The sequence below is a fragment of the Carboxydocella sp. JDF658 genome (assembly GCF_002049395.1).
Classification (GTDB): Bacteria; Bacillota.
The window spans coordinates 47,330-60,530 of sequence record NZ_BDLR01000032.1 but is presented as its reverse complement, the minus strand read 5'-3'; the positions used below and the strand labels follow the sequence as shown (position 1 = coordinate 60,530).

The 13,201-nt window shown below is 40.5% G+C and carries 13 protein-coding genes and 1 pseudogene; all 14 read right to left on the bottom strand.

Annotated features, from left to right (window positions below; genetic code table 11):
• Positions 1 to 8: 8 nt before the first annotated feature.
• The 14 genes and pseudogenes from JDF658_RS06350 to JDF658_RS06285 all read right to left on the bottom strand — a co-directional run bounded on the left by JDF658_RS06350 (position 9) and on the right by JDF658_RS06285 (position 13,201).
• A complete protein-coding gene (locus JDF658_RS06350) occupies positions 9 to 860 on the bottom strand; it encodes a PHP domain-containing protein (protein WP_079906858.1) in 852 nt (283 codons plus the stop codon).
• Position 861: 1 nt separating this feature from the next.
• A complete protein-coding gene (locus JDF658_RS06345) occupies positions 862 to 1,779 on the bottom strand; it encodes a dipeptidase (RefSeq protein WP_159446579.1) in 918 nt (305 codons plus the stop codon).
• A 78-nt stretch (positions 1,780 to 1,857) separates the two neighbouring features.
• Positions 1,858 to 2,118, bottom strand: coding sequence for a stage V sporulation protein S (locus JDF658_RS06340; RefSeq protein WP_078664402.1), 261 nt, complete (start codon positions 2,116 to 2,118; stop codon positions 1,858 to 1,860).
• 114 nt (positions 2,119 to 2,232) lie between these two features.
• Positions 2,233 to 3,024: a TIGR00282 family metallophosphoesterase gene (locus tag JDF658_RS06335; protein ID WP_078664401.1), complete on the bottom strand. Its 792-nt coding sequence runs from the start codon at positions 3,022 to 3,024 to the stop codon at positions 2,233 to 2,235.
• A gap of 14 nt (positions 3,025 to 3,038) precedes the next feature.
• A complete protein-coding gene (locus JDF658_RS06330; protein ID WP_143311769.1) occupies positions 3,039 to 3,554 on the bottom strand; it encodes a hypothetical protein in 516 nt (171 codons plus the stop codon).
• A gap of 104 nt (positions 3,555 to 3,658) precedes the next feature.
• Positions 3,659 to 5,182: a ribonuclease Y gene (gene rny, locus JDF658_RS06325; RefSeq protein ID WP_375804194.1), complete on the bottom strand. Its 1,524-nt coding sequence runs from the start codon at positions 5,180 to 5,182 to the stop codon at positions 3,659 to 3,661.
• 117 nt (positions 5,183 to 5,299) lie between these two features.
• Positions 5,300 to 5,782: a regulatory protein RecX gene (locus JDF658_RS06320; protein WP_078664399.1), complete on the bottom strand. Its 483-nt coding sequence runs from the start codon at positions 5,780 to 5,782 to the stop codon at positions 5,300 to 5,302.
• Complete coding sequence (recA, locus tag JDF658_RS06315; protein ID WP_078664398.1) at positions 5,775 to 6,800, bottom strand: recombinase RecA; 1,026 nt, start codon at positions 6,798 to 6,800, stop codon at positions 5,775 to 5,777. Before recA ends, JDF658_RS06320 begins: the two co-directional genes overlap by 8 nt.
• A 74-nt stretch (positions 6,801 to 6,874) precedes the next feature.
• Positions 6,875 to 8,479 (bottom strand): annotated as a pseudogene (locus JDF658_RS06310) (DEAD/DEAH box helicase).
• 3 nt (positions 8,480 to 8,482) lie between these two features.
• Positions 8,483 to 8,989 (bottom strand): CinA family protein, encoded by a 507-nt coding sequence (locus JDF658_RS06305; RefSeq protein ID WP_078664396.1) that lies wholly within the window; start codon positions 8,987 to 8,989, stop codon positions 8,483 to 8,485.
• A gap of 71 nt (positions 8,990 to 9,060) precedes the next feature.
• Positions 9,061 to 10,542, bottom strand: coding sequence for an AAA family ATPase (locus JDF658_RS06300; RefSeq protein WP_159071868.1), 1,482 nt, complete (start codon positions 10,540 to 10,542; stop codon positions 9,061 to 9,063).
• 23 nt (positions 10,543 to 10,565) lie between these two features.
• Positions 10,566 to 11,027, bottom strand: coding sequence for a hypothetical protein (locus JDF658_RS06295; protein ID WP_078664395.1), 462 nt, complete (start codon positions 11,025 to 11,027; stop codon positions 10,566 to 10,568).
• Between the two features lie 111 nt (positions 11,028 to 11,138).
• A complete protein-coding gene (gene surE, locus JDF658_RS06290; protein WP_078664394.1) occupies positions 11,139 to 11,906 on the bottom strand; it encodes a 5'/3'-nucleotidase SurE in 768 nt (255 codons plus the stop codon).
• An 11-nt stretch (positions 11,907 to 11,917) separates the two neighbouring features.
• Positions 11,918 to 13,201 carry an SLC13 family permease gene (locus tag JDF658_RS06285; RefSeq protein ID WP_078664393.1) on the bottom strand — a complete coding sequence of 428 codons (1,284 nt, stop codon included), beginning with the start codon at positions 13,199 to 13,201 and terminating at the stop codon, positions 11,918 to 11,920.

Genomic DNA, 13,201 nt, shown 5'->3' with positions numbered 1-13,201 from the left:
AATTTTTTTTATAGCTTACATTCAGGTAGCATTATTGTGGGATTATTTTTAATTGCCGAATTGAGTTCTTCCACATAGCGCGTAGACAGGCGTACTTTCCCCATCAATCCTCTTTTTTTGCCCCGCGGTCCATGACAGTCAGAACCACCAGTAATTAATAAATCGAGCTTTCTGGCAATTTTTAAATAAATTTGAATCTGGCGTGCGTTATGGTCGGGATGAAATACTTCCACTCCCATTAACCCGTGTTTTAATAAATAATAAATAATATCGTCTCTAGCAAGAACCCCTGGATGAGCAAGAATAGGTACCCCGCCAGCTTGAATAATGATTGAAATAGCTTGCTCTGGACTAAGTTTAAAACGAGGTACGTAGGCGGGTGCTTCTGGCCCAATATATAATTCAAAAGCTTCGCGTTGGGTGCTGGCATAACCCTTCTTGATTAATGCTCTTGCTATATGAGGACGTCCTAAACAGCGGCCTCCAGCTTCTGCCAGTATATCAGAAATATCAATGTCGATACCGTTACGCTGCAACTTTTCAATTGTTTTAATTACCCTTTCCCTTCTTGCTGCTTGCAAGGTTAGCAACATATCCGCAAATTGGGGATGAAACATGTCGGGATAATAACCAAGAATGTGTACCTCCAGTCCCTTCCATTCAGTGTTTATCTCGATTCCCGGGATGACTTTAACATTATGTTTTTTACCTGCAATTAGTGCCGAATTAATGCCATCCATAGTATCATGGTCAGTTATAGCAATAGTTGTCAACCCCAGGGCAGCTGCCTCAGCCACAATTTCTTCCGGGGATAGGGTGCCATCAGATGCCGTTGAATGGAGATGGAGGTCAGCGGGCATATCAATTCCTTCTTTCAGGCAAATTTGAATTAATAATGCGTAACCAATTAAGACCGATGATTTTATGCACTAATTCGTCTGAATATCTTTGATAAAGGCTTTCAATTATTTTCATCCAGCTTTCAGGGCCAGTAATTCCAAGTGGTAGGCTGTCAGTGCCGGCAAAATCACTGCCGAAACCGACATTGTTTTCTCCTCCTAAAGCTAGAACATGGTCGAGATGTCGAATAATATCATCCATTGTAGCCTGTGTCTTGCCGCTCAAAAACTCTGGGACGAAAGTTATGCCAATTAGACCTTGGTTAGCAATGAGGGCCTTGATTTGACAATCAGTAAGATTACGCTGATGTGGGCAAAGTTGATAACAGTTAGCGTGGCTAACTACTATCGGTTTTGTAGCTACTGCCATTACATCCCAAAAACCTTTTTCGGCAAGATGAGCTAAATCTAAAATAACCCCTTTATCCAAACACCATTTTACCACAAGTTTGCCTATTTGGGTAAGTCCCTTTGCTGAACTGCCAGCACCAAGCCCATCTGCAACCAGGTTAGATCTGTTCCAGGTTAAGCCAATTAACCGATATCCTAAAACAAAGAGAGCTTCCAACTCAGCCAAATTTCCGGAAAACAGATCTAACCCCTCAATCCCTAGAATTATTCCATACTGGGTAGAAAATGGCCGTTCCGTTAAAATTGGTAGATTTAGCCTCCTGGCAATTCTTCTAGAGATATCCCACAATGAGAACAAGGTTGACCATTTTGATTCCTTTACCAGCATTGAATCTGAGAAAAAAGTATTTAACACCTGAATATACCGGCCTTCCACAGGTCTAGAATCTATTGCTGGTTTTTGCCCTTGAAATTCGGCCCAGGGGGCATCACAATGGCCATCAAACAGTAAAACCTTTGAATAGTCCAACGCATCACGCCTCCTTCCCATAAAATAGAAAAACCTGTTTGTGGAGACAAACAGGTCAAATATCTTGAAAAAAATATTTTATCTGGGCTCTACTATTAACTTTATGGCTGTTCTTTCTTCACCGTCGATAATAATATCGGTGAAAGCTGGAATGCAAATAAGATCCATACCGCTTGGAGCAACAAAACCCCGGGCAATAGCAACCGCTTTTACAGCCTGGTTGATCGCTCCAGCTCCTATGGCTTGAATTTCGGCACCGCCCCTCTCACGCAAGACCCCCGCTAATGCACCTGCTACAGAATTTGGATTAGACTTTGCTGAAACCTTGAGGACTTCCATTTACACAACCTCCTTACAAAATAGGGATGTAATTTTTTTCTTTTGTTCCCAATTATAAATATTCGCCAACAATGAAAAAATTCCTTTTTGTAGCTCGAAGATTTCAGAAATTTTTTACAACATTTTTTCTATTTCATTTAAAGTAGTTATTGCAAGAGCATTACCAGTCCCCTCATCTATCTCCAAGATTGCACCATTAATTTGCCAGGGACCACTGGCGACCTCAAATTTTTGTGGCAGCTGGGTAATAAATTTGCGGATAACAATTTCGGGTTTTACTCCGAGGACAGAATAGTATGGTCCGGTCATTCCCAAATCAGTAATGTAGGCTGTTCCTCTGGGGAAAATTCTGGCGTCACAGGTAAGTACATGGGTGTGCGTACCGCATATTGCCGAGACCCGCCCATCAAAATACCAGGCCAGGGCCTGTTTTTCCGAAGTTGCTTCAGCATGAAAGTCTATGATGATTATTTTGGTCTCTTTTGTTAAACTTGATATAACATTCTCAAGGGTTCGGAAGGGACAGTCAAGTTGCTCCCCCATGAAAACTCTTCCTGCTAGTGAAACTACCCCTATTTTGAGATTATTTTTTAAACGAAAGATGCCCCAGCCTGTACCTGGAGTACCAGGGGGATAATTAGCAGGTCTTAATATTCTGGCCTCTTTATCAATAAAATTATAAATTTCTTTTTTATCCCAGACATGATTACCCATTGTTAATACATCAATACCAGCGAGGAATAGTTCATCAGCTATTTCCCTGGTTATACCATTACCACCAGCTGCATTTTCTCCATTGGCAATAACGAAATCTATCTCGTTAGTTTTTATTATATCCTGTAACCTTTCACTGATCGCTCTTCTTCCAGGCCTGGAGGTAATATCCCCCAGCATTAAGATGCGCATTCCATTCACCTCAACTAATTTTTATTAAAAACAAATACTCTCCCATTTTCACGGAAAGCTACTAAAGGGACATCATTGCTAGCAGCTCCACCCAGATTCAGTAAAAAATTATTAATAATCTCTTCATGTAGCCAGAGTACATCTTCTTCAACACTTCCCATATCCTCTACCAGTAACTTTTCCTCATACTCTCTTTTTAGAAGTTCAATCAACACATTGAGTTCATTTTTTTCAAAAGTAGTTAAGTCCCTTTTAAATTCCACCAAGCTGATTCCATGCATAGACGTTATAGAGAGATCCTGGATTTTAGCAGTCTGATTATTTAGATACAGTACGGTATTAATATAATCCGATACTTTATTTTTAAATTTATTAAATTGCTTATCCTCTAAGGGTGTTCGGATGCCAAAGGCAAAGGTTATGACCATTTGTTTTGGCTCATATATAATCTTCAGTATCTCGGGATAGCGGATCAAGAAAGAAATCAGTAAACCAGCATTGTCGTTTTCCATTGTTAGATTTTGTTTCAACTGTGTCACCCTTCCCAATAAATAACCCTAAAATCATATTATCATATATAACCAAGGAGAACAACACAAGCAAAAAGGAGAAGGAACAACCTTCTCCTTTAAAGTTACTTGGCATAATCGATTGCTCGCGTTTCTCGAATAACAACAACCTTAATTTGACCCGGATATTCAAGCTCCGATTCGATCTTCTTGACAATATCACGTGCCAATCGAACAGCTGTTAAATCATCGATTTTTTCTGGTTTGACCATTATTCTTATTTCGCGGCCCGCTTGAATAGCAAAGGATTTTTCTACTCCATCGAATTCATTGGCTATCTGTTCTAATTTTTCCAAACGTTTAATATATGCTTCCAGTGTCTCGCGGCGGGCGCCAGGACGAGCAGCTGAAATGGCATCAGCTGCAGCAACAAGAACTGATTCGATAGTAGTTGCCTCAATATCCCCGTGATGTGATGCAATCGCATTAATAACTTCTTTGGATTCTTTATATTTTTTGGCGAGATCAGCACCAATTTCTGTATGGGAGCCTTCTGTTTCATGGTCAACAGCTTTACCAATGTCATGTAGCAAACCGCAGCGTTTCGCTAATGTAACATCCACACCTAGCTCACTGGCCATCATTCCGGCCAGGTGTGCCACTTCAATAGAATGCTTTAGTACATTCTGGCCATAACTTGTACGATATTTCAAGCGACCAAGCAGTTTGATCAATTCTGGGTGCAAATTATGAACTCCGACTTCAAACGCCGCCTGTTCGCCAGCTTCTCTGATCTGCCCCTCAACTTCTTTCTTGGCTTTTTCTACCATTTCTTCTATACGGGCAGGATGTATTCTACCATCCAAAATTAGTTTCTCTAAAGCGATTCTGGCAATTTCACGGCGGATAGGGTCAAACCCTGACAGAATTACTGCTTCTGGTGTATCATCAATAATAAGATCTATTCCGGTAAGGGTCTCCAGGGTCCGGATATTCCTACCCTCCCGACCAATGATTCTCCCTTTCATTTCATCATTAGGCAAAGATACTACTGAAACAGTAATTTCTGCTACATGATCAGCAGCACAACGTTGAATTGCCTGAGCAATAATGTTTCTGGCCCTTTTCTCAGCCTCTTCTTTGGCATTGGTTTCAATTTCTTTTATCAAGACTGCTGCATCATGTTTTACTTCCTCCTCAATTTGGCTGAGAAGCAGGTTTTTGGCTTCTTCCGAAGTTAAACCCGAGATTCTTTCCAGTTCTTGCTTTTGGGTTAACAGAATATTTTCCAGTTCGCTTCTTAAATTGTTTATTTCTTCCTCTTTTTTGCTCAGTAGTTCTTCTTTTTTTTCTATGTTCTCCAGTTTTCGATCAAGGGTTTCTTCTTTTTGGGTTAAACGCCGTTCCATCCGTTGGATTTCTGCCCGGCGTTCCTTGTTTTCTCTCTCGACTTCCTGTTTCATTTTCAGGATTTCTTCTTTGGCTTCAACAAGAGCCTCTCTCTTTTTAGCTTCGGCGGCCTTTTCAGCCTCTTCGAGGATTTGTTTGGCTTCCGATTCAGCTTCCCCTATTTTTTTCTCAACGACATTCTGTCGGTATTTATAACCTCCCCAAAAAGCCAGAATAGCGCTGATAATGGCTAGTCCAATCCATAGTTCTATCACTTCGTCACCTCCAATGGATAAAAAAATAAACACCGAGCATTTCTCGGTCAATGTTATGCCTTTTCCTGTGGATAGAGTATGCCACTCTTAAAAGATTGTAAATTATTCCTGCTGATTTGTCAAGTTATACCCTAACTCAGCAAAGGCTCTGTTGATTAGTGAGTAAGAAAAACCCTGATTTAATAAATAACGATATATTCTTAGCTTTGCTTTATTATCTCCTTGTTTCATGCGTTTTTTTATAATATTTTTAACTTTTGTTTTTAGCTCTTCTTCAGTTAGATTATTTATCATTGCTTTAATAAATTCTTGATCCAATCCTTTCTCTTTGCTTTTGTTTAATATTTTTGTTGGACCAGCATTACTATAATTCCACAGCTCGTTGAAATAGGTTTGGCTCACTTTACAATCATTTACCAGGCCTTCTTCCTCCAGCTGGCTAACAACCTGATTTGCTAAATCGGAAGAAAAACCCTTTCTTTTTAATTTTTCGGTTATTTCCTTGCGCGTACGATCTTTTAAGGCTAATAATTTCAGGGCCGCCTGGTAAGCAGCCCTGAAACTTTTATTTTCTATGTTATTCATTTAGGATAACCTCCGCTGGGCTTGTTATATCAGCCCCTGCCAGAAGTTTTTGTTTAATTTTCTCTTCGATTTCCTGTAACAGCTCGGGATGCTCCTTTAAATATTCTTTAACATTTTCCCGGCCCTGGCCTAAACGCTCTCCTTCGTAGGAATACCAGGCCCCGGACTTTTTGATAATATCTATTTCCGTTGCAAGGTCAATTACGTTCCCTTCTCTGCTAATACCTTCACCATACATAATATCAAAATCCGCTTGTTTAAAGGGAGGAGCAACTTTGTTCTTTACTACTTTTACCCTTGTTCTGCTACCTACAACATCATTACCCTGTTTAATGGCCTCAACTTTTCTAACTTCCAGGCGGACGGAAGCATAAAACTTTAAAGCCCGACCACCGGGGGTGGTTTCCGGGTTCCCAAACATGACCCCAACCTTTTCACGGATTTGGTTGATAAAGATAGCAGTGCATCTGGATTTACTGATGGCTCCAGTTAATTTCCTTAAAGCCTGACTCATTAGTCGGGCCTGTAAACCTACATGGGAGTCTCCCATTTCCCCTTCAATCTCAGCGCGGGGGACTAAAGCTGCAACTGAGTCAACTACCAGCACATCAATAGCACCGCTTCTTACTAATGATTCAGCGATTTCCAGGGCCTGTTCCCCAGTATCAGGCTGTGATACTAACAGGTTATCTACATCAACCCCTAGCTTTCTCGCATAAACCGGATCTAAAGCATGTTCAGCATCGATAAAAGCTGCAATACCGCCGTTCTTTTGTGCTTCTGCAATTATATGCAGAGCAACAGTGGTTTTGCCGGATGATTCCGGGCCATAGATTTCTACCACCCGACCGCGGGGAACTCCGCCTACCCCTAATGCAATATCAAGGGAGAGGGCACCAGTAGGTATTACTTCAATATTCATTTTATTACTGGCTTCACCCAACCGCATAACCGCTCCCTTGCCAAATTGCTTCTCAATTTGACTCAGTGCAATTTCCAGTGCTTTTTGTTTATCCATTTATTTTTTCCTCCCATCCCCTGAACGGATGTTTGTTTTTATTTTATCAGTTCCCATTTCCCTGGTCAAGCTTTTTATTTCTGGCGATTCCGAGCAGGTTCGACATTGATTCGGCGTCCTCTTAAATAAGTTTTTTGCAAACAGTAATAGACTTTTTCAGCAATATCCTGCTGTATTTCGACAAAACTAAAGCGGCCCAGCAAACGAATGTTACCAATTTGTTTTTCTTCAATGCCAGCTTCTTCAACAATAAAAGAAATTAAATCCTTAACAGTAATTTCATCTTCTTTACCAACATTGATAAAGAATCGAACCATGCCTGGACCCGCTCCGGTGTTCTGGAACAAGGAATCGTCATCATTGTCCTCGATTTCATTGATTACAGTTTCTGCAGGCTCAATCCACCCAAATAATAGAGCAGCCGCAATATCCCTTAGCTCATATCTGGTTGTTAGCTCTTCAATGATCGGATAGTAATCTTCGAGTTTCAAATTGGACACAATTTGTTCAATTCGAGCAATTACATTTTCTTTTCTTCTTTCAGCTATGTCAGCCAGAGTAGGCAGCTTTTCCTTGCGAATCGAAGTATTGGCAAGTTTTTCAATCAGTCTTAGCTGTTTATATTCGCGGGGAACTACCAGGGTTATAGCAGTGCCTTGCCTGCCAGCCCGACCGGTACGACCAATTCTATGCACATAGGATTCAGGATCTTGTGGTACTTCATAATTGATAACATGACTGACATTGTCCACATCGATCCCGCGGGCAGCCACATCAGTAGCTACCAAAAACTCCAGTTTTCCTAGACGAAAAGAGTTCATAACCTTATCCCTTTGGCTCTGAGTTAAATCACCATGCAATCCGTCTACCGCATAGCCTCGGGCTTGTAAACTACCTACTAATTCATCTACTCCTTTTTTAGTCCGACAAAAAATAATAGCCTGTGTAATTTGAGAGGCATCTAAGATCCGGCATAAAGCTGCAAGGCGTTCGTTTTCTCTTACCTCATAGTAGATTTGTTCAATTAATGGTACTGTGAGTTCATCTTTGCTAACAGTAATCCATTCTGGTTCATTAAGGTATTTTTTAGCCAAACTCAATATCGGTACGGGCATAGTTGCTGAAAACAATAATGTTTGTCTTGTTTCGGGCAAAAATTCAAAAATGGTCTGGATATCATCAATAAAACCCATATCCAGCATTTCATCAGCTTCATCCAGAACCACCATCTTGACATTGTTAAGAATTAGAGTCTTACGATTTAAATGGTCTAATATCCTGCCAGGAGTTCCAATGACAATCTGTACCCCTTTTTTCTAGGCATGAATTTGTCTCTCAATAGGTTGTCCACCATAAATCGGCAAAGTTTTTACTTCTTTAAACTTGCCAATCTTACTAATTTCTTCAGCAACCTGGATGGCCAATTCCCGGGTAGGAGTTAAAACCAATGCCTGTACTCCTTTATAGCGAGGATTGATTTTCTCCACAATCGGAATACCGAAGGCAGCAGTTTTCCCTGTTCCAGTCTGAGCTTGACCAATAACATCTTTATTGGCTAATAAGGGGGGAATTGCCTGGGCCTGAATTGGCGAAGGCTCTTCGAACCCCATTTCTTTGATAGCGCGATATACGTTTTTGCTTAATTGTAAATTTCCAAAAAAGTATTTTTCCTGTGACATTTACTAACTCCTTTCATTAAGGTATCTATTTGTTATGATCTGGTAAAGCAATTTCAAACCGTGAGCAGCTGCTTTTTTACGTATTTCTGCCCGGTCGCCTTTAAAGAACTGCTTTTCCACATAGGTGAACTCTGCAATTGCAATACCAAAATAAACTAGTCCCACTGGTTTATCAGGGGTAGCTCCACCCGGTCCTGCTATGCCTGTTATAGCAATTCCGCAATCAGCTCCAAGTCGTTCCTTTACTCCCTTTGCCATTTCCCGGGCACAAGGGGAACTGACAGCACCATACTTTTCGATAGTTTCTGTTTTAACGCCTAATAAATTTACTTTAACATCATTGGCATAAGCCACTATACCGCCCGAGAAATATTCAGAACTGCCGGGAAGATCGGTAATCTTGGCAGCTAATAATCCACCTGTACAGGATTCAGCAACCGCTAATCTCATGCTATATTGATTTAAAATTTGTGCAACTTTTTTATTGATAACCTCTACAGAACGCGACATCTTTTACCCTCCAGCCTGATATGTAATAATTTTATCATAATCCGCAGATATGGAAAAGCCTTCTTTCAGCGTTACTTGCCGAAAGAAGGCAGCAGGTTGTAAAATTCATCGCCCGTTAGAGTTTCTTTTTCTAAAAGAATATTGCTTAATTGAACTAAATCATTTTGATAATTACTAAAAATCTCCAAAACTATTTGTGATTCCATTTCCGCAATATCATTAATCTTTTCAGTTATAATTTCTTCCGGAATCCTTTCAGGATCGACCAGCTTTAAGCCACTCATTCCACAGTAAATGAGTTCCTTGATGTACAATAGAGCCTGTTGATAGTCCCCTTTGCTGCCCGTACTCTTTTCACCGAGAATAGTTTCTTCCGCCAACCCCCCGGCTAATAACACCCTGATTTTCTTTCTAATTTCACTTTCAGTTTTGATTGGCTCATCCTTTTCTGGTATTTGTCTGATAAAGCCTAATGCTTTGCCTCTGGGGACAATCGTAATCTGAGCTATGCTTTTGGGGAAATAAAATTCAGAAATAAAAGCATGACCTATCTCATGGACTGCGATTCTGAATTTTTCAGCATCACTTAATAGTGTGTCTCTGTGTTCACCTAAAAGAATTTTGTCAATCGCTTTTAAGAACTCCTCCTGCCCAATATGTTCTTTTCCGGAACGCAAAGCATAGATAGCCGCTTCATTAGCTACACTGGCCAATTGCGCTCCAGAAAAACCATAAGTTTGTTTAGCAATTGCATATAGATCCAGGTCAGGGCTGACAGGCTTGTTGCGTAAATGTATTTTTAAAATTGCTTCCCGCCCTTTAATGTCAGGTAAGCTTACTTCCACATGGCGATCAAAACGGCCAGGCCTTAATAGAGCATCGTCTAAAAGGTCAGGGCGGTTGGTTGCACCAATAACCAGAATGTGAACACTATCCTCCGGTTGGCAGCCATCCATTTCTACTAATAACTGATTCAATGTTTGGTCATACTCAACCTGATTGGCAACTCTGCCTCGTTTGCCCCCCACAACTTCCATTTCATCAATAAAAATAACCGCATGTTTTTTCTTTTCTTTCCTCGCTAGTTTACGGGCATCATTAAATAGGCGACGTACCTTTTTGGCACCATTACCGGCGAAAATTTCAACGAACTCAGATCCTGCAACAGAAAGAAAAACCGAATCAGTATAAGTTGCTGCCGCCTTGGCTAACAATGTTTTTCCGGTACCTGGAGGACCAGTTAACAAAATACCTTTGATTGGTCGGATACCCAGTCTTTGTACTTCTTGAGAAAGGTTAAGAAAATCCAGGGCTTCTTGTAGTTCTTTAATAGCGCGTTCCTGACCGCCAATATCGCTGAATTGTACCAGCTCATACTTTTTTTGGTTACTGAAAGGTAACCCGGGTATCAAATTCTTCATTAACAAGTACTGATAACCCAGCGCAAATATAGCTAACAGTAAAATCAAACCAAAATATTCCCGGTCATATAACCAGGTGTAAAGTCCTATTGCCAGTATTGGTCCGTTTATATATAGAATCAATCTGTTCATGATATCCCCCTTCACCATAGAAATTAGCTGCTTGATAGTAAATTTACCGGTATCAATTCCACCAGGAAATTTTTATTTTGTTTCAAAATTAGCAGGGTTCCCTTATCGGTAACAACAATTTGCCCCTGTATGCGCTGTTGTGATAAATGCTGAACCAGCTCTTCAGCAGCAGTTAATTTCCTGTTTATTAATAATTCCAATATTTTATTCTTGTGTTTTTGCCAAAAAGTATCAATTTGCTTATTGCTTTCGGAAATAAAATAAATTTTATAATCAGGCGGTGTATTTTCTAAAATATTAATCAGGTTTTCAGAAAGGGTTGAAGAGAAGTTAAGCTTAATGTTAATTTGCTGGTCATTTACTTTTACTTGCATTACAGAAGGATTGTCCTTAAAAAGCTTTTCAATATTATTTTGGTTATATAAAAACAAGAGTCCAAAAATCATTACTCCCGTGAGCAAATTCACCAGGATAACCTTTTTCATAATATCACCTCAAAATTATTATAAAGAAAGATTTATTTATTTTCTTTATGATTTTAGAGGTAATAAAGGTAAAAAAAATAACCCCTGTTTTTTTCAGGGGTTAATGCCAATTTATTTCAGCGATAAATCCCAGCCATCTACTTCCTGGATGATTTTATAATTGGTTAAATCAAAGTGTATTGGTGTAACAGCAACATATCCTGCTTCAATCGCCCAGATATCTGTGTCTTGACTGGCATCTAGATCTATCGGTTCCCCGCCAATCCAGTAATAAACCCTGCCGCGCGGATCTCTTCGCTCGTGAAAAGCATTTTGATATCTTCTTTGACCCAGTCTGGTTACTTTTATTCCTTTCAGTTTATCCAGCGGCAGTGGCGGTACATTTACATTGAGAATAGTATCTTCTGAAATCCCATGTTCCAATAATTTTTCAACCATGTAGGCAGCGACTTTTCCAGTAGCTGCAAAGTTGAAGTCTTGATAGCTGGCCAATGAGACAGCAATTCCCGGGACTTCGTTTATAATAGCCTCAATGGCTGCAGAAACTGTGCCAGAATACAGAACATCCGTGCCCAGATTAGGGCCCTTGTTGATCCCGGATACAACTACATCAGGACGACTACCCGCAGTCAAAACCTCAATTCCTAGCTTTACACAATCGGCGGGTGTACCTTCAACTGACCAGGCTTGCACCCCGGTAATGCCAAAATCAACCTGTTCTACTTTCAGGGGCCAGTGAACAGTGATACCATGTCCTGTTGCACTTCTTTCCCGATCAGGGGCGACAACAAAAATTTCACCAAGGGGCTTTAGTGCTTCTACCAGGGCCCTGAGACCAGGGGCCCAGATCCCATCATCGTTGCTGATCAGGATACGCATTTATTTTCCCCCTATAACAAATATCTGAGATAAATATATGCTGAGCTGATAATTATCGAGACTATCATCAGGGGAAAAGCAATTCGCATAAAGCCAACAAATGTCATAGGATAGCCCTGACGTTCAGCCATCCCTGCCACAATAACATTGGCTGATGCACCGATAATGGTACCATTTCCCCCCAGACATGCTCCTAAAGACAAAGCCCACCATAAAGGTTCAATATTGCCCATGTTCCCCAGCTGGCCCATGGTTTTGATGAGCGGAATCATGGTAGCAACAAAGGGAATATTATCTACAAAGGCGGAAGCAATGGCAGAAACCCATAAAATTAACATTGCAGCAAAGGTGAGATTACCTTCAGTTATTTCCAGAGATTTTTCAGCCATGGCTTTGATTATTCCTACTTCTACCAACCCCCCTACCAGGATAAATAGTCCAATAAAGAAGAAGAGGGTTGGCCATTCTACCTCATGGAAGATTTTTTCCATATCAACTTTGCTAATTAACATCAAGAGGGTTGCACCAGCCATGGCAATTGTTGCAGATTCCAGGTGGAAGATTTGATGGGTAGCAAATCCAGCAATGGTTAAAGCCAAAACCAGCAGGGATTTTTTCAGAAGTAAAGGGTCTTTAATCTCTTTATAGGGATCAAAAGCCATTAAACGGGACTTTAGCTCAGGAGCAACATTTAAGTCTTTACGGTAAATCCATTTTAATAAGTAAATTGTTACAATAAAAATAATAATTATTACTGGTGCTAAATTCCAGATAAAGGCATTGAAAGTTAGCTCTTTAACCTGGCTGCCAATCATAATATTAGGAGGGTCACCAATTAAAGTAGCTGTACCACCGATATTAGACGCCAACACCTGGGATATTAAAAAAGGAATTGGATTAATTTTCAGTTCTCGAGTTATAGAAAAGGTGACTGGCACGATTAATAATACCGTAGTTACATTATCCAGAAAAGCAGACAGTACAGCAGTGATCGTCGCTAATGCCACCATGATAGCCATAGGTTCTCCTTTTGCCCAACGCGCTGCCACAATTGCCAAATATTGAAAAACCCCGGAGTGACGGGTTATACCGACAATGATCATCATCCCAGTCAACAGTCCTAAGGTGTTGAAATCAATATGATGCAAAGCTGTTTCTTGAGAGAGTGTGCCCATGATAAGTAAAACTGCCGCACCCAGGAGGGCCACAACCGTCCTATGTAACTTTTCCGAGATAATCACAGCATAGGTTAACAGAAAAACAATCCCGGCTACCCAAACCTGATTCATACCCAT

Excerpts from the sequence above, each read along its gene's own strand:
- JDF658_RS06305 (WP_078664396.1), bottom strand. The coding sequence starts at position 8,989 with ATGTCGCGTTCTGTAGAGGTTATCAATAAAAAAGTTGCACAAATTTTA.
- JDF658_RS06295 (WP_078664395.1), bottom strand. The coding sequence starts at position 11,027 with ATGAAAAAGGTTATCCTGGTGAATTTGCTCACGGGAGTAATGATTTTT.
- JDF658_RS06285 (WP_078664393.1), bottom strand. The coding sequence starts at position 13,201 with ATGGGTATGAATCAGGTTTGGGTAGCCGGGATTGTTTTTCTGTTAACC.
- JDF658_RS06350 (WP_079906858.1), bottom strand. The coding sequence starts at position 860 with ATGCCCGCTGACCTCCATCTCCATTCAACGGCATCTGATGGCACCCTA.
- JDF658_RS06335 (WP_078664401.1), bottom strand. The coding sequence starts at position 3,024 with ATGCGCATCTTAATGCTGGGGGATATTACCTCCAGGCCTGGAAGAAGA.
- JDF658_RS06320 (WP_078664399.1), bottom strand. The coding sequence starts at position 5,782 with ATGAATAACATAGAAAATAAAAGTTTCAGGGCTGCTTACCAGGCGGCC.
- JDF658_RS06300 (WP_159071868.1), bottom strand. The coding sequence starts at position 10,542 with ATGAACAGATTGATTCTATATATAAACGGACCAATACTGGCAATAGGA.
- recA (WP_078664398.1), bottom strand. The coding sequence starts at position 6,800 with ATGGATAAACAAAAAGCACTGGAAATTGCACTGAGTCAAATTGAGAAG.
- surE (WP_078664394.1), bottom strand. The coding sequence starts at position 11,906 with ATGCGTATCCTGATCAGCAACGATGATGGGATCTGGGCCCCTGGTCTC.
- JDF658_RS06340 (WP_078664402.1), bottom strand. The coding sequence starts at position 2,118 with ATGGAAGTCCTCAAGGTTTCAGCAAAGTCTAATCCAAATTCTGTAGCA.